Annotated in this window: 14 protein-coding genes; 6 read left to right on the forward strand and 8 right to left on the reverse strand. The window is 69.7% G+C overall.

From position 1 onward, the window contains the following. Positions 1 to 10 precede the first annotated feature (10 nt). The gene (locus ACT53U_RS02290; RefSeq protein WP_476152397.1) at positions 11 to 748 is read left to right on the forward strand and encodes a sirohydrochlorin chelatase; all 738 of its coding nucleotides are present in this window, start codon (positions 11 to 13) and stop codon (positions 746 to 748) included. Between the two features lie 58 nt (positions 749 to 806). Then, the gene (gene rimO, locus ACT53U_RS02295; protein ID WP_476152399.1) at positions 807 to 2,138 is read left to right on the forward strand and encodes a 30S ribosomal protein S12 methylthiotransferase RimO; all 1,332 of its coding nucleotides are present in this window, start codon (positions 807 to 809) and stop codon (positions 2,136 to 2,138) included. Positions 2,139 to 2,350: 212 nt separating this feature from the next. Here rimO and ACT53U_RS02300 read toward each other — a convergent pair whose 3' ends face one another. From ACT53U_RS02300 to ACT53U_RS02310, 3 genes are all read right to left on the reverse strand, one after another. Beyond that, the gene (locus ACT53U_RS02300) at positions 2,351 to 2,941 is read right to left on the reverse strand and encodes a TMEM175 family protein (protein WP_476152401.1); all 591 of its coding nucleotides are present in this window, start codon (positions 2,939 to 2,941) and stop codon (positions 2,351 to 2,353) included. Positions 2,942 to 3,006: 65 nt separating this feature from the next. Continuing rightward, a complete protein-coding gene (locus tag ACT53U_RS02305; protein ID WP_476152403.1) occupies positions 3,007 to 3,627 on the reverse strand; it encodes an alpha/beta hydrolase in 621 nt (206 codons plus the stop codon). A 121-nt stretch (positions 3,628 to 3,748) separates the two neighbouring features. Next, on the reverse strand, positions 3,749 to 4,726 hold the full coding sequence (locus ACT53U_RS02310; RefSeq protein ID WP_476152405.1) for a quinone oxidoreductase family protein: 978 nt from the start codon (positions 4,724 to 4,726) through the stop codon (positions 3,749 to 3,751). Positions 4,727 to 4,951: 225 nt separating this feature from the next. On the opposite strand from ACT53U_RS02310, the gene ACT53U_RS02315 reads away from it, so the two are divergent. Continuing rightward, the gene (locus ACT53U_RS02315; RefSeq protein WP_476152407.1) at positions 4,952 to 6,625 is read left to right on the forward strand and encodes a SulP family inorganic anion transporter; all 1,674 of its coding nucleotides are present in this window, start codon (positions 4,952 to 4,954) and stop codon (positions 6,623 to 6,625) included. A 414-nt stretch (positions 6,626 to 7,039) separates the two neighbouring features. Here the strand turns inward: ACT53U_RS02315 and ACT53U_RS02320 are convergent, their stop codons facing one another. The 3 genes from ACT53U_RS02320 to ACT53U_RS02330 form a co-directional block, all read right to left on the reverse strand. Continuing rightward, entirely contained in the window at positions 7,040 to 7,804 is a 765-nt protein-coding gene (locus tag ACT53U_RS02320; RefSeq protein ID WP_476153041.1) for a TerC family protein, read from the reverse strand. Positions 7,805 to 7,832: 28 nt separating this feature from the next. Beyond that, on the reverse strand, positions 7,833 to 8,786 hold the full coding sequence (locus ACT53U_RS02325) for a DUF2182 domain-containing protein (RefSeq protein ID WP_476152409.1): 954 nt from the start codon (positions 8,784 to 8,786) through the stop codon (positions 7,833 to 7,835). Between the two features lie 123 nt (positions 8,787 to 8,909). Next, entirely contained in the window at positions 8,910 to 9,353 is a 444-nt protein-coding gene (locus tag ACT53U_RS02330; RefSeq protein WP_476152410.1) for a DUF4440 domain-containing protein, read from the reverse strand. Positions 9,354 to 9,651: 298 nt separating this feature from the next. Here ACT53U_RS02330 and ACT53U_RS02335 point away from each other — a divergent pair, with 298 nt between their 5' ends. Then, entirely contained in the window at positions 9,652 to 10,887 is a 1,236-nt protein-coding gene (locus tag ACT53U_RS02335; protein WP_476152412.1) for a UbiH/UbiF family hydroxylase, read from the forward strand. 15 nt (positions 10,888 to 10,902) lie between these two features. Here ACT53U_RS02335 and ACT53U_RS02340 read toward each other — a convergent pair whose 3' ends face one another. Continuing rightward, positions 10,903 to 11,865, reverse strand: coding sequence for an AEC family transporter (locus ACT53U_RS02340; RefSeq protein ID WP_476152414.1), 963 nt, complete (start codon positions 11,863 to 11,865; stop codon positions 10,903 to 10,905). Between the two features lie 248 nt (positions 11,866 to 12,113). Between ACT53U_RS02340 and ACT53U_RS02345 the strand changes: the two genes are divergently transcribed. Together ACT53U_RS02345 and hspQ are read left to right on the forward strand one after the other, a co-directional pair. Next, the gene (locus tag ACT53U_RS02345) at positions 12,114 to 13,166 is read left to right on the forward strand and encodes an HpcH/HpaI aldolase/citrate lyase family protein (RefSeq protein ID WP_476152416.1); all 1,053 of its coding nucleotides are present in this window, start codon (positions 12,114 to 12,116) and stop codon (positions 13,164 to 13,166) included. Between the two features lie 240 nt (positions 13,167 to 13,406). Continuing rightward, positions 13,407 to 13,748 carry a heat shock protein HspQ gene (gene hspQ, locus ACT53U_RS02350; RefSeq protein WP_476152417.1) on the forward strand — a complete coding sequence of 114 codons (342 nt, stop codon included), beginning with the start codon at positions 13,407 to 13,409 and terminating at the stop codon, positions 13,746 to 13,748. Positions 13,749 to 13,821: 73 nt separating this feature from the next. On the opposite strand, the gene ACT53U_RS02355 is transcribed toward hspQ, so the two are convergent. Then, positions 13,822 to 14,844 (reverse strand): SLAC1 family transporter, encoded by a 1,023-nt coding sequence (locus ACT53U_RS02355; RefSeq protein ID WP_476152419.1) that lies wholly within the window; start codon positions 14,842 to 14,844, stop codon positions 13,822 to 13,824. Positions 14,845 to 14,921 lie beyond the last annotated feature (77 nt).

The raw sequence follows: 14,921 nt of genomic DNA on the forward strand, positions 1-14,921 counted from the left end.
CGGAGCGCTCATGACGCGAGACCACGCCGCCCGTCCGCTCCTTCTCGTCGCCCACGGCGACGGCGGTGCGGACCCGCGCGACGAGACCGTGCGGCTCCTCGCCGAGCGGCTGGCGCGACGCGGCGACCGCTCCGTCGCCTGGGGCGTGCTGAAGCGGCCGGAGAGCTTCGACGACGCCCGCCGCGCCTTCTTCGGCGACGCCACGCCCGGTCCGGTCGACGTCTATCCACTTTTCATGGCGGAGGGGCGATTCGTCCGGACGAAACTGCCCGCGGTCCTCGCCGAGCGCGGTTTCGGCGAGCACCGCCGCCTCCCCGTGTTCGGCCTCGACCCCGGCCTCGTCGATCTGATCGCGCAGCGCCTGCGCACCATCGCCTCGATGCAGGGTGGGGCCACGCCGGCGGACCTTCCGACCCTGCTGGTCGCCCACGGCTCGGCCTCGGGCGACGCCGGCAGCCGGCTCTCGACGGAAGCGATCGCCGCAACGCTCGCCGAGCGCCTCGCCGCGCCGATCCGCGTCGCCTTCATCGAGGAAGAGCCCTTCTTCCACGACGTCATCCCGACGTGGCGGCCGCGGATCGTCGTCGGCCTCTTCGTCTCGACCGGCACCCACGCGCTCGACGACGTCGCAGCCCTCGTCGCGAAGACCCCCGGCATCCTCCACCACGTCGAGGCGATCGGCCGCGATGCCGGCGTCGCCGATCTGGTCGAGCGGGCGATCGAGGCGGCCGGTCCCGTCCGCGGCTGAGCGGGTCTGCGCGCCGAAACCCTTGCAATCGGCGCCCTGCGCCCTCTATGTGGCCGCCATGAACGACACCACCGCGCAAACCGCCCCCAAGATCTCCTTCGTCTCGCTCGGCTGCCCCAAGGCGCTGGTCGACAGCGAGCGCATCGTCACGCACCTGCGCTCCGAAGGTTACGAACTGACCAAGTCCCACGCCGGCGCAGACGTCGTCGTGGTCAACACCTGCGGCTTCCTCGACAGCGCCAAGGCCGAGAGCCTCGAGGCGATCGGCAAGGCCATGGCCGAGAACGGCAAGGTCGTCGTCACCGGCTGCATGGGCGCCGAGCCCGGCGAGATCGAGGCGCAGTTCCCCAATCTCGTGGCGATCACCAAGCCGCAGGCCTACGAGAGCGTCATCGAGGCGGTGCATTCCGCCGTGCCGCCGGCCCACGATCCCTACGTCGACCTGGTGCCGCCACAGGGCGTCCGCTTCACGCCGCGCCACTACGCCTATCTCAAGATCTCGGAAGGCTGCTCCAACCGCTGCAGCTTCTGCATCATCCCGCATCTGCGCGGCGACCTCGTCTCGCGGACGGCGGCCGACGTGCTGCGCGAGGCCGAGAAGCTGGTGAAGGCCGGCGTCAAGGAACTCCTCGTCATCTCGCAGGACACCTCCGCCTACGGCCAGGACCTGCGCTATGCCGCCAGCCCGTGGAAGGACCGCGAGGTCCGCGCCCGGTTCCTCGATCTCTCGCGCGAACTCGGCGACTTCGGCGTCTGGGTGCGCCTCCACTACGTCTACCCCTACCCGCACGTCGACGAGGTGCTGCCCTTGATGGCGGAAGGAAAGATCCTTCCCTATCTCGACATCCCCCTCCAGCACGCCGCGACCCCGGTTCTGAAGGCGATGAAGCGCCCGGCGGCGCAGGAGAAGACCCTCGACCGCTTTGCCAAGTGGCGCGAGACCGTGCCGGATCTCGCCATCCGCTCGTCCTTCATCGTCGGCTTCCCCGGCGAGACCGAACAGGACTTCCAGGACCTGCTCGACTGGCTCTCGGCGGCGAAGCTCGACCGCGTCGGCGCCTTCAAATACGAGGCGGTCAAGGGTGCCGCGGCGAACGAACTCGCCGGCGCCGTGCCGGAAGAGGTCAAGCAGGAACGCTGGAACCGGCTGATGGCGCATCAGCAGGGGATCGCCGACAAGATCCAGAAGGCCCGTGTCGGCCGGCGCGTGCCGGTGATCATCGACGAGGTCGGCCCCTCCGTCGCCAAGGGGCGGACGAAGTGGGACGCCCCGGAGATCGACGGCGTGGTCCACGTCGCCTCGCGCCGCCCGCTGCGGGCCGGCGAGATCGTCACGGTGAAGATCGAGAAGACCGACGCCTACGATCTGGCGGGCACGGCGGTCGACTGAGCGGCGGACTCGAGACGAGCGCACACGGTTCCGAATTGTCTCACTGTTCGGCTTCATGTTGAGGTGCCCGGCGTGAGCCGGGCCTCGAAACACGAAGCCACGACGGGCCGTGCCACTCGGTCCTTCGCGCTTCGAGGCTCGCTGACGCTCGCACCTCAGCATGAAGGACCTCCGCGACGGGCTGCAACGATCCCATCGTCGCCCCTTCGCCCTCAGTTGCCGCCGGTCAGTTCCGCCAGCGCCTTCTCGAAGCGGCGATCGGGCACCAGCCAGATCACCGCGACCGCGGCATAGAGCACCAGCGGCGCCCACGAGACCATGAAGGCGAGGCCGATCGCCAGCGCGTAGAGCGCCAGCGACACCGTCTCCTTGCGGCCCGAGCCGAAGGCGCGGGCGAAGGCCGTGCCGTCGGGATGGCGGCGGCGCAGCACCAGCGCCAGGATGGTGTAGGCCAGCGCCGCGGCGATCAGCACCACGCCGTAGAGCGCCACCGTCGCCGAGGCGAAGTGGTTCTCGCCCATCCAGCCGGTGGCGAAGGGGATCAGCGACAGCCAGAACAGCAGGTGCAGGTTCGCCCACAGGGCCGCGCCGTCGACGGTCTTCACCGCCTGCATCATGTGGTGGTGGTTGTTCCAGTAGATGCCGACGTAGACGAAGCTCAGCACGTAGGACAGGAACACCGGCCACAAGGCCGCCAGCGCCGCGAAGCCGGCGTCGTGCGGCACCTTGAGTTCCAGCACCATGATGGTGATGACGATGGCGAGCACGCCGTCGCTGAAGGCCTCGAGCCGTCCCTTGTGCATGCCGTGCCGCCCCTCTCGCGAACCCTTCGCAATGGTGCACGTCGCCGCCGGCCGGCGCAACCCGCTCAACCGCCCGCGGCGATCCGCGAGAGGAAGTCGGCGCCGAGCCGGATGCCCGCCAGGTCGATGCCGTGGCCGAGCCCGGGCCTCAGATGGAGATCGACCGCGACGCCGCCCGCCTTCAGCGCCGCTTCCGCCGCGACGCTCTCGGATGCCGGGATCACCGCGTCGGCCTCGCCGTGGACGAGACGCACCGGCGTCGCCGAGAAGCCGCTCGCCGCCGGGCGGACGAGCCGGCCGGAATAGGCGAGAACACCGGCGAAGCGCCGGCCGCGGCCGATGGCGTCGAGCGCCATGATCGAACCTTGCGAGAAACCGACCAGCGCCGTCCGCTCGGCGACCGTACCGGCCCGCGCGATCTCGAGATCGACCACCGCGTCGAAGGCCGAGACCGCCGCGGCGATCCGCTCGGCCCGATTGGCCGGCGTCACGCCGAGCACCGAGAACCACTGCCGGCCGAAGGGGCCGCCGTCGAACGGGTACGGCGCATCGGGCGCGGCGAAGGCGACGCCGGGAAGCATCCCCTTCCAGTCGTCGGAGAGATCGAGGAGATCGAGCCCGCGCGCGCCGACCCCGTGCAGGAAGAGCACGAGATCGAGGTGGCGGGTGGAGGCGTCGGCGGTCATGGCAACCTCGGGGAACGATGGATCGTCGCCCGAACATGTCGCGCCGGGCGACCCACGACCAGATCGCGCCGCCGCACCGCACCGTTCGAGATTGCCGAACGGTGCGGGCCGCGCGTGGTCGTCACGGGATCAGCACGGCCGATCCGGTGGTGGCACGGGCCTCGAGCGCCCGATGGGCCGAGGCGGCATCGGCGAGCTTCCAGGAATTCGAGACCGGGATCTTCACCGCCCCGCTCGTCAGCACCGCGAAGAGGTCGGCGGCCGACGCCTCGAGATCGGCGCGCTGGGCGATGTAGGAGAACACCGTCGAGCGCGTGGCGAAGAGCGAGCCGCGCGACGCCAGTTCCTGCAGCGAGAACGGCGGGACCGGGCCCGACGCGTTGCCGAAGGAGACGAAGAGGCCGAGCGGACGCAGGCAGTCGAGCGACTTCGGGAACGTGTCCTTGCCGATCGAGTCGTAGACCACGTCGACGCCGCGCCCGCCGGTGATGTCCTTCACCGCGGCGACGAAGTCGTCCTTCTTGTAGTCGATGACGTGGTCGTAGCCGAGCGACTTGGCCAGCGCCACCTTCTCCGCCCCGCCGGCGGTGCCGATGACGGTGGCGCCGAGATGCTTCGCCCATTGGCCGGCGATCTGGCCGACGCCGCCCGCGGCCGCGTGGAAGAGCAGCGTCGTGCCCGGGCCGACCTTGTGGGTGCGCAGCAGCAGATTGCGGACGGTCATGCCCTTCAGCATCGCCGCCGCGCCGACCTCGAAGGAGATCGCATCGGGCAGCTGCACCAGCCGATCGGCCGGCACCAGCCGTTCCTCGGCATAGGAGCCGGGTCCGACGACATAGGCGACGCGATCGCCGACCGCGACCTCGGTCACGCCGTCACCGATCGCCACCACCGTGCCGGCGCCCTCGTTGCCGGGGATCAGCGGCAGACCACCCGGCGCCGGATAGAGGCCGGAGCGGAAGTAGCAGTCGATGAAGTTCAGCCCGATCGCGGCGTGGCGCACCAGCGCCTGACCCGGACCGGGCAAGCCGATCTCGACGTCCTCGTAGGTGAGAACCTCGGGACCGCCGGTCTGATGGATGCGGATCGCCTTCACCATGGTCGTGCTCCTCGAATGTGCGCTCTGTGCGCGGCAGACCCGCGCCAATCGTTCGCTCGGCGTACTATTTGGGTTGGATCGCCGTCGTTCAAGCATGTTAGCCTCATGGCTCCCATCGCAAAACACGCCGAGTCCTCGATGCCTCCCGCAAACGAGTCCTACACCGATCTGTTCACGCCCAAACTGGTTACGGTTCTGCGGGAAGGCTACGATCGAAAACGCTTCATGGCCGACATCGTGGCCGGCCTGACGGTCGCCATCGTCGCCCTGCCGCTCGCCATGGGCATCGCCATCGCCTCCGGCGTCTCGCCCGAGCGCGGTCTGACCACGGCGATCATCGCCGGCTTCCTGATCTCGGCACTCGGCGGCTCGCGCTTCCAGATCGGCGGACCGACGGCGGCCTTCATCGTCGTCGTCTATCGGGTGGTGGAGACCCAGGGCTACGACGGACTGGCGCTGGCGACCTTCATCGCCGGCCTGATCCTGATCGCCATCGGCCTGCTGAAACTCGGCACCTACATCAAGTACATCCCGCATCCGGTGACGATCGGCTTCACCGCCGGCATCGGCGTCACCATCTTCGTCTCCCAGGTCGCCGACCTGCTGGGCCTCAAGACCGGCAAGCTCCCCGGCGAGTTCCTCGACAAGATCGAGGTGCTGTGGCACGCGCTGCCGACCTGGAACGGCGCCACCGTCGCGGTGTCGGTCCTCTCGTTCGGCGTCATCGTCGGTCTGAAGCGGTGGAAGCCGAAGCTGCCGGGCCTGCTCTTCGCGGTCGTCGCGGCGGCTCTGGCGGTCGCGATCCTCCAACTCGACGTCGCCACCATCGGCTCGAAGTTCGGCGGCATCCCGCGCACGCCGCCGGCCCCGGCGCTGGCGATGCCGACGTGGAGCAAGTTGATCGCCATCCTGCCCGACGCGGTGACCATCGCGCTGCTCGCCGGCATCGAGTCGCTGCTCTCCGCCGTCATCGCCGACGGCATGACCGGCCGGCGTCACCGTTCCAACTGCGAGCTGGTGGCGCAGGGCATCGCCAACGTCTTCTCGCCGATCTTCGGCGGCATTCCGGCGACCGGCGCCATCGCCCGCACCGCCACCAACATCCGTTCGGGCTCCGCCGGTCCGATCTCCGGCATCCTCCACGCCGCCTTCCTCGCCGTCTTCGTCATCGTCGCAGCCCCGCTCGCCTGGTGGGTGCCGCTCGCCTCGCTGGCGGTGATCCTCGCCATCGTCGCCTGGAACATGTCGGAGGTCCACGCGATCTCCCACCTGCTGCGCAACGCCGACTGGGGCGAGCGCCTGGTGCTCGTCGCGACGCTGCTGCTGACCGTCTTCGTCGACCTGACGGTGGCGATCGAGGTCGGCGTGGTGCTCTCCGCCATCCAGTTCATGCACAACATGGCCGAGGCGGTGGAGGTCGAGGCCCGCACCGGCGCCCGCCTGCTGACCGGCGGGAAGCTCCTCGAGCGCGACGTCGCCGACGAACCGGGCGTGCGGCCGGGCTACACCTCGGACATCCACGACGACGTGGTGGTCTACCGCATCCACGGGCCGTTCTTCTTCGGCGCCGCCAACCAGCTCGCCCAGACGCTGAGCCGCATCGGCGATCGGCCGCGCTTCCTGGTGCTCGACTTCGACGGCGTGCCACTGGTCGACACCACCGGCGCCACGGCGCTGCGTTCGGTGATCGAGCAGATGACGAAACGCAACACCGTCGTCATCCTCGCGGCGATGAACCGCCCCGTCCGCCGCATCCTGGTGCGCTACGGCATCAAGCGGCCGGACGTCCAGGTCGCGACCGCCCCGTCCGTCGCCATCGCCCTCGACCGTGCCCGTCGCGGCGGCCTGCTCGAGGACTCCGTCGACGGCGGCGGCAAGCGACTGCTGCCGCACGTGTGAGCGATGGGAGGGCGCTCCGGCGCTCGTCGCTCCGGCGGATGGACCCGAAAGGCCCTTCCGACGCCTTTGCCGTGACGAGCACGTCGATCGGCGCGTCGCGCCGGACCTTTCAGTCGGAACCCGAGCCGGCGATTTCCCGAAGCGTCGCAGCGCCTTCACCCTCCCCTCAGGGGAGGGTGCCGAGCCTTGCGAGGCGGGTGGGGTTCGGCGCTTCGGCAAGCGGAAGAACGGGCGGCTTTCACGTGGGCACAAGTCGCCGGGTCGGTTCACCCCATCGGGCGCACTACACCCCACCCCCTGCCCCTCCCCTGATGGGAGGGGGGAAGTAAGCCGCCAATCGGGATCTGTGACCGGCAATCGAGGCTGTGACCCGCGCCGCCGGACCGTGACCTCGTTCCTCGCGGGAAAGCGCCCTCAGACGCCCTCGCCCTGCCCCGCCGCGCGGGCTTCGGCCTCGGCGCGGGCGCGCTGCTTGCGCTTCTTGGCGGTGATGTTGATCGCCTCGACGCCGGCCGAGAAGGCCATCGCCGCGTAGATGTAGCCGCGCTCGATGTGGAAGCCCATGCCGTCGGCGACCAGCGACACGCCGATCAGCAGCAGGAAGGCGAGCGCCAGCACCTTGGTGGTCGGGTGGGCGTTGACGAAGGCCGAGACCGGGCCGGAGGCGACATACATCACCCCGACGGCGATGATCACCGCGGCGATCATCACCTCGACCTGCTGGGCGAGACCGACGGCGGTGATGATGCTGTCGAGCGAGAAGACGATGTCGATCACGATGATCTGGCCGACCACCAGCGAGAAGGCGGCCGAGGCGGCACGCGCCATCTCCGCCGGCACCTCCTCCTCGAGCTCCTCGTGGATGTGGTTGACCGCCTTGTACATCAGGAAGCCGCCGCCGCCGATCAGGATCAGGTCCTTGACCGACAGGGGATGGCCGAAGAGCGTCGCCACCGGGTCCTTCAGCGACACGATCCACGAGATGGCGAAGAGCAGCGCGATGCGGAAGAGAAGCGCCAGCGCCATGCCGAGCCGGCGCGCCCGCGCCGCGTCGGCCTTGGCGAGATGGGCGGTCGCCACCGACAGGAAGACGACGTTGTCGATGCCCAGCACGATCTCCAGCGCCGTCAGCGTCACCAGAGACGCCCAGGCGGCGGGATCGGAGAGCAGGGCCATGATGGTCATGTCGTTTCCTCGTCGGGGATGATCAGAAGCGGGCGAGGAGTGCCGTGCCGACGGGCGATGCCGCGATCAGCCCGAGCCCCCAGGCGATGAAGACGAGGCCGACGATCCGGCTGACCCACACCGAGTTGGTCACCTTCTCGATCGTCATCACCGCGCCGAGCACGACGATCCACACGACGTTCATCACGCCGACCGCGAACATCACGACCATCAGCGCCCAGCAGCAGCCGAGGCAGTCGAGCCCCTGCGCGATGCCCTGACGCAGGACGCCCGAGAAGCGGTTGGTCCAGTTGTCGGCGAAGAAGGGATGCGGCGTGCGGCAACGCGAGAGGCAGGCCCATTTCAGCGGCGTGAACTGGTAGAAACCGGCGGCGATCATCGTCGTGCCGGCGAGCACGCTCGAGGCCGGAAGGCCTGCCGGCGTCAGCAGGCGCGCCTGGGTCAGCAGCCCCTGCGCCACGGTGGCGAGACCGGCGAAGACGATCCACACCGCGAGATAGCCGAGCCCGAGGGCGACCGGCGTGACGACGCGTTCGCCCCGCCCCGCCCGTTCCGTGCCGAGTGCGGCATAGGCGGAGAAGACCGGCACCGCGGTCGGCACCATCATCGCCATCACCATGGCGACCCACATGGCGAAGACGATCGCCCAGTCGGCGAGCGACCACGACGCACCGATCGGCGCGCACAGCACGGTCAGAGCCGCCCGCGTCTCCGCAGAGAGGCCGGCGAGACCGTTGAGGCGGTTGAAGAAGCCCATGCCGGGGCCGAGCGTCGCCATGTCGGTGGTGGCGAGCATGCCGGCGACCATCGCGCCGATCCAGACCCAGCCGAGCCCGAAGGCGACGATCACGAAGGCGGCGACGGCGAAGCCCGGACGCGCGAAGAGGCGCGTTCCCCCGGCCGGAGCGGGAGCCCCCGTACCCGTCGTCCGATCCGTCCCGCCGTCTGCGCCCGTCGTCGTCATCCTCGACGACATGATCGTTTCGCGGCGGCGACGCAAGTCCCCGGTGCGAAATTCTCGCCGCGTCGTCGGGTCGCGACGGCGCCACGCCGGCGCGATGCTCCCCGCGGTCCGGTTCGTCGCGAGGTCCGCCCCGCGTCATCCGACCCTGGGCAGCGACCAGTGGGTATGGACGATCCGCCAGCCCTCGGGGCGGCGACGCCACGTCTCGCTCGCCTGCCAGCGCATCTCCGGCCCACCGCCGTTCGACGAGCGGAAGCCGTAGGAGAGCACCGCCGCATCGCCCCAGGCGACGACGCGCGGCGCGGTCATCGCGAAGGCATCGGCGGAGATCTTGCCCCGCAGCGCCTCGTAATGGTCGGTGAGCGCCGCCAGCCCGTCGAACCGCGCCTCGACGAAGGGTTCGAAATAGCCGACGTCGACATCGGAGATCGCGAGGAAGCCGGAAGGATCGCCCCGGCACCATCGCTCGAGCGCCCGCATCTCGAGCGCCACCAGTTCGCGCGCGAGATCCTCGCTCGCCCCGACCCGCTCGACGACGCCTTGCTCGACGGCGCCCCACTCGACGACGGTCGTGTCCATCGCTCTCTCCTTCCCGGTCCGAGCGCAGCGTGGCACCCACGCACCGCGCCGCGTCCGCGCGCTGCCTGCTTGCCTGCTTGCCTGCTTGCCTGCTTGCCTGCTTGCCTGGAACATATCATGAACATTCAAAGATGAAAGCCCGGATTGCGCGCGATTCGTCGCAGGCCCGCGGCCGACGTCGACCGTCGCCGCGGCCCGCTCGCCGACGCCGCCACGCCCGCCGAGGTCCCTCGCCGCTTGCGTGGATCCCCGCCCTGCCGCATGCTCCGCCGCCCGATCGACCCTCGAGAGACCCACCATGACGAGCCCCGCCCCCGCCGCCGACCGCCTCTTCGACGTCGCCGTCGTCGGTGCCGGTCCCGCCGGCCTCGCCGCCGCGGCGCTCTTCGCCGAGATGGGGCTCGTCACCGCGCTTCTCGCCCCGCCGACGCGGCCCGATGACGTCCGCACCACGGCGCTGCTCGGCGGCTCGGTCGACTTCCTCGAGACCCTCGGCGTCTGGGAGAAGATCGCCGCCGCCGGCGCCGATCTCGCCACCATGCGCCTCGTCGATGCGACCGACCGCCTGATCCGCGCGCCGGAGGCGACGTTCCATGCGAGCGAGATCGACCGCCCCTCCTTCGGCGTCAACATCGTCAACCGCGATCTGACCGCCATCCTCGACGAGAAGATCGCCGGCCACGCGCGAATCGCCCGTATCGAAGAGCCGGTCGAGACCGTCCGCCCGCTCGTCGACCGGGTCGAACTCGTCACGCCCTCGGGCGTCACCGTCTCCGCCCGCCTCGCGGTCGCCGCCGACGGCAAGCATTCGCGTCTGCGCGAGGCGGCGGGCATCGGCACCAAGACCTGGGCGCATCCCCAGTCGGCGCTGGTGCTGAACCTTTCCCACGAGGTGCCGCATCGCGACGTCTCGACCGAATTCCACACCCGCACCGGCCCCTTCGTGCTGGTGCCGCTGCCCGGCGGCAATCGCTCCTCGGTGGTGCTGATCGAGACGCCGGACGAGGCCGAACGGCTGAAGGCGATGCCCGACGCGGAGCTCGCACGCGAGCTCGAGCGCCGCTCGCGGTCCGCCTACGGCAAGATGGCGGTCGAGCCCGGCCGTCAGGTCTGGCCGCTCGCCTCGCTCATCGCCGAGCGCTACGGCGCCCGCCGCATCGCGCTGATCGGCGAGACCGCCCACACCTTCCCGCCGATCGGCGCCCAGGGGCTCAATCTGACGCTTCGCGACGTCGCGAGCCTCGGCGAATGCGCCGCCAAGGCGCTGGCCGAGGGCGACGACCTCGGCGGCGACGCCATGCTCGGCCGCTACGAACGCGCCCGCCGCCTCGACGTCGAGACCCGCACCCGCGGCGTCGACGTCGCCAACCGGGCGCTGATGTCGGATCTCCTGCCGGTGCAGGCGGCGCGTGCGCTGGGCTTCTTCCTCGCCGCCCGCGTCGGCCCGCTGCGTCGCCTCGTCATGCGCGAGGGCCTGACGCCGAGCCTGATCGCCCCGGCGATGATGCGCGGCGGGGCTCTGCCGAAGGCGTGAGGCCGTCCGTCGACCTCAGTGCCCGACGACGCCGATCCCCAGCGGGTCGTGGGTGACGAACCACAGTGCCGCCGTCAGCGACGCGACCGACACCAGCGTGCCGATCAGCACGATCGCCGAGGCCGTCGGCACGTGCGAATGGTACTGCTGGGCGAGCACATAGACGCCGAGCGCCGGCGGCAGGCTGGCCATCAGCAGCGCCGTCATCGTCCAGATCGGATCGATCCCGCCGATCCACCACAGTGCCGTGAAGACGACGATCGGGTGCAGCACCAGCTTGATCGTCAGCACCACCGGGATCTCCGCGGTGATCCGCTCGAGCGGGCGCAGACCGACCGTCACGCCCATGGCGAAGAGCGCGCAAGGAGCGGCCGCCTGCATCAGCGAAGTCAGCATCTTGTCGACGAAGACCGGCGGGCGCAGCCCCGTCACCGCCGCGGCGACGCCGACGATGGTGGCGAGGATGAACGGGTGCAGGAAGATGCGTTTGGCGATGATCTGCGCCGTCGACCACGGGCTCTGCCGCTCGCCCGAGATCGCCATCAGCAGCGGCACCATGATGAAGAAGATCGCGTTGTCGAAACAGAAGACCAGCGCGGTCGGCACCGTCGCCTGCGCCCCGAGCGTCGCCAGCGTCACGCCCGGTCCCATGTAGCCGATGTTGGAATAGGCCCCGCCGGTCGCGGTGATCGCGGCGGCGCGCATGTCGCCCTTGTTGAAGAGCATGCCGACGACGAAGGCGAGGCAGAACATCGCGAAGGTCGAGGCGGTCGTCGTCGCCACGAAGCTCCAGCGCGTCAGCTGCTCGACCGGCGTGCGCGACAGGAGCTGGAAGAACAGCGCCGGCAACGACACGTAGACGATGAAGAAGTTGAGCCAGCCCAGCCCCTCGACCGGCAGCACGCGCAATTTGCCGCACGCCCAGCCGATGAAGATCAGGCCGAAGAACGGCATGGCGAGATTGACGACCTGTTCCATGGGGCTCCGGCGGGGAAATGTGGACAATTCGGCGCGGGTCGCCGGCATTCCCGCCATGGACCGAGCCGCGACGATGGCGTTTCGCCCCCGCCCCTGTCAACGCCGCCGCAGCCCGAAAGCCCCTTCCGACCCATGCGCGGCGCGCCTATCAGACTTTCAGTCAGTTGTGCGACGCATCGGACCGATCTAGGACCATTCAAACGTTTCGCATTGCAGCGCAGCAAGAGACTGATCCGGAGGACGCCGCCATGACCGAGAAGACCCCGAAAGCCTTCTTCAAGCCCCTCGCCATCGGCGCGCCGGAGCCCTTCCGCGAGCTGCCGGTGACGCTCGAGCGCATGATCCACTTCGTGCCGCCGCACATGGAGAAGGTCCGCGCCAAGGTGCCGGAGCTCGCCGCCAAGGTCGACGTGGTGCTCGGCAACCTCGAGGACGCCATCCCGGCGGACCAGAAGATCGCCGCCCGCAAGGGCTTCATCGAGATGGGCAAGGCGACGGACTTCGCCGCCCTCGGCACCGGCCTCTGGACCCGCATCAACTGCCTGAACTCGCCCTGGGTGCTCGACGACGTCACCGAGATCGTCGCCGAACTGGGTGACAAGCTCGACGTCATCATGCTGCCGAAGGTCGAGGGACCGTGGGACATCCACTTCCTCGACCAGCTGCTCGCCCAGCTCGAGGCGAAGCACGGCATGAAGAAGCCGATCCTGATCCACGCCATCCTCGAGACCGCCGAGGGCGTCAAGAACGTCGAGAAGATCGCGACCGCCTCCCCCCGCATGCACGGCATGAGCCTGGGACCTGCCGATCTCGCCGCCTCGCGCGGCATGAAGACCACCCGCGTCGGCGGCGGCCATCCCGAGTATCAGGTGCTGCAGGATGCGAACGGCGACGCCCCGCGCACCCGCTTCCAGCAGGATCTCTGGCACTACACGGTGGCCAAGATGGTCGACGCCTGCCAGTCGGCCGGCATCAAGGCCTTCTACGGCCCGTTCGGCGACTTCGCCGACCTCGCCGCCTGCGAGGCGCAGTTCCGCAACGCCTTCCTGATGGGCTGCCTCGGCGCCTGGTCGCTGCACCCGACCCAGATCGACATCGCCAAGCGGGTGTTCTCGCCCGATCCGGGCGAGGTCGCCTTCGCCAAGAAGATCCTCGATGCCATGCCCGACGGCACCGGCGCGGTGATGATCGACGGCAAGATGCAGGACGACGCCACCTGGAAGCAGGCCAAGGTCATCGTCGATCTGGCGAAGCTCGTCGCCTCCAAGGACCCGGAACTCGCCGCCGCCTACGGCCTGTGAGACGCAGCGTCATACGCCGGCAAACATCACGCCGAGCGCATTTTCACCCCGCCCGAGCCCTCGGACGGGGTAATTTCATACGTCCGCTGCAAGAAATTTCTGATTTCAATCGATTGAGACGCATTCGCATCACGCCGAGCGCTTGACTCTCGCGCGCCCCTCGTGAAGTTTTTCCTGCGCAAATTCGCGTAGAGCGCGCGCGGCCCCCTCGAGGGCGCCGAGGCGAGCGGGAGTGATGCGTTGACGGTCGATTCCAAGATCCGCGTCGCCAAGTACGGCATCGGTCAGGTGGTTCGCCACCGCGTGTACCCGTTCCGGGGCGTCGTCTTCGACGTCGATCCGAGTTTCTGCAACACCGAGGAATGGTGGGAAGCGATCCCGGAGGACGTCCGTCCGTCCAGGGACCAGCCGTTCTACCACCTCTATGCCGAAAACGCGGAAAACGAATACGTCGCCTACGTTTCCGAGCAGAACCTCGTCCCCGACGACACCGGCATGCCGCTCAGGCATCCGCAGGTCGAGGAGACGTTCTTCGAGGCCGACGACGGCTCGCTCCACGTCCGTCACCAGCCGGTGAACTGACGGCACGATCGGATCGCCGAAGACAGGAACGCCCGAAGGCCTGCCTTCGGGCGTCGTCGTGTCGGGGCGTGGCTCACACGGCCGGCGGAGGCGCCGGCGGCATCGGCGGCACGTAGGTGCCGCGCAGGATCATCGCCAGCGACCGTCCGGCGAAGAGGCCGATGATCAGGTTGGCGACGAGGAACAGCCCCGGCGCCAGCAGCGCCGCGGTCGGCGCACCGGCCTCCGCCAGCCGCATCGCCCCCGTCGGCAGCGCCGAGACGCCGAACGACCACGCCCACCACGGCGCGCCGAAGGGCTGTTCCGACACCCAGCCGAAGTTGCGGATCGCCACCGCGGCCCAGAACAGCGCCACGCCGAAGAGCACCAGTGCGAGGATGTCGACGTTGCCGCCGTTGGCCGCCAGATAGGCGACGAGGCCGACGGCCGGCGGCGCCATCTCGATGCCCATCGACGCGCGCAACGGCACAGGCAGCGCCGGTCCGTGCAGCAGCCGCTGCCAGATCACGGCTTCGATCACCAGCCAGGTGACGAAGCCGACGCCGAAGGCCATGGCCGAGGCGTCGCGCAAGCCCAGCGCCGCCAACGCCATGCCGGCGACGAAGGCGCCGCCGACCGTCGGCAGGAACAGCACCGGCGTCGCGCCCGCGGCGTCGCGCCCGCCCTGCAGCAGCCGGCCGACGAACCACGTCGCGAACAGGCCCTGGAAGACGAGGCCGACGATCATCAGGACGATGCCGAGCGGCGCGACGACCGGCTGGATGGCGATGCCGGCGACCATGGTGGCGACACCGACGAGCGCGACGAAGCCGCCCATCACCGGATGCACCAGTTCACCCCGCGCCGCCGTGCGCGCCTTCAGCCACTTCAGCACGACCAGCGTCACGATGGTCGCCCAGACGAGGACGGCGACCACCGCCAGTGCATCGGCAACGAGCACCGGCAAGCCCCACAGGCGTGCCGCCACCCGCCAGCCGTTGGCGAGACCGCCGAGGCCGAGCACCGCGCCGAAGAACGCGGTCGGCACACGGGCGACGAAGGGGGCGGCGGGCGCCGGCGAAGGAGCAGAAACGGGCGAAGCGGCGGCGTCGGTCATGGCGGATCTCGCGCGAGAGGACATGCGTGACCTCTCATAGGCATTTCGCCGCCTCTGCGCCAGTCGTCGCCCCGCCC

This window comes from Pinisolibacter sp. DMC19 (assembly GCF_056313985.1).

Bases quoted from the DNA above. Each gene is read 5' to 3' on its own strand.
- ACT53U_RS02335 (WP_476152412.1), top strand. From the start codon at position 9,652: ATGACGAGCCCCGCCCCCGCCGCCGACCGCCTCTTCGACGTCGCCGTC.
- ACT53U_RS02340 (WP_476152414.1), bottom strand. From the start codon at position 11,865: ATGGAACAGGTCGTCAATCTCGCCATGCCGTTCTTCGGCCTGATCTTC.
- ACT53U_RS02310 (WP_476152405.1), bottom strand. From the start codon at position 4,726: ATGGTGAAGGCGATCCGCATCCATCAGACCGGCGGTCCCGAGGTTCTC.
- ACT53U_RS02330 (WP_476152410.1), bottom strand. From the start codon at position 9,353: ATGGACACGACCGTCGTCGAGTGGGGCGCCGTCGAGCAAGGCGTCGTC.
- ACT53U_RS02355 (WP_476152419.1), bottom strand. From the start codon at position 14,844: ATGACCGACGCCGCCGCTTCGCCCGTTTCTGCTCCTTCGCCGGCGCCC.
- ACT53U_RS02300 (WP_476152401.1), bottom strand. From the start codon at position 2,941: ATGCACAAGGGACGGCTCGAGGCCTTCAGCGACGGCGTGCTCGCCATC.
- ACT53U_RS02315 (WP_476152407.1), top strand. From the start codon at position 4,952: ATGGCCGACATCGTGGCCGGCCTGACGGTCGCCATCGTCGCCCTGCCG.
- ACT53U_RS02305 (WP_476152403.1), bottom strand. From the start codon at position 3,627: ATGACCGCCGACGCCTCCACCCGCCACCTCGATCTCGTGCTCTTCCTG.
- rimO (WP_476152399.1), top strand. From the start codon at position 807: ATGAACGACACCACCGCGCAAACCGCCCCCAAGATCTCCTTCGTCTCG.
- ACT53U_RS02325 (WP_476152409.1), bottom strand. From the start codon at position 8,786: ATGTCGTCGAGGATGACGACGACGGGCGCAGACGGCGGGACGGATCGG.
- ACT53U_RS02290 (WP_476152397.1), top strand. From the start codon at position 11: ATGACGCGAGACCACGCCGCCCGTCCGCTCCTTCTCGTCGCCCACGGC.
- ACT53U_RS02345 (WP_476152416.1), top strand. From the start codon at position 12,114: ATGACCGAGAAGACCCCGAAAGCCTTCTTCAAGCCCCTCGCCATCGGC.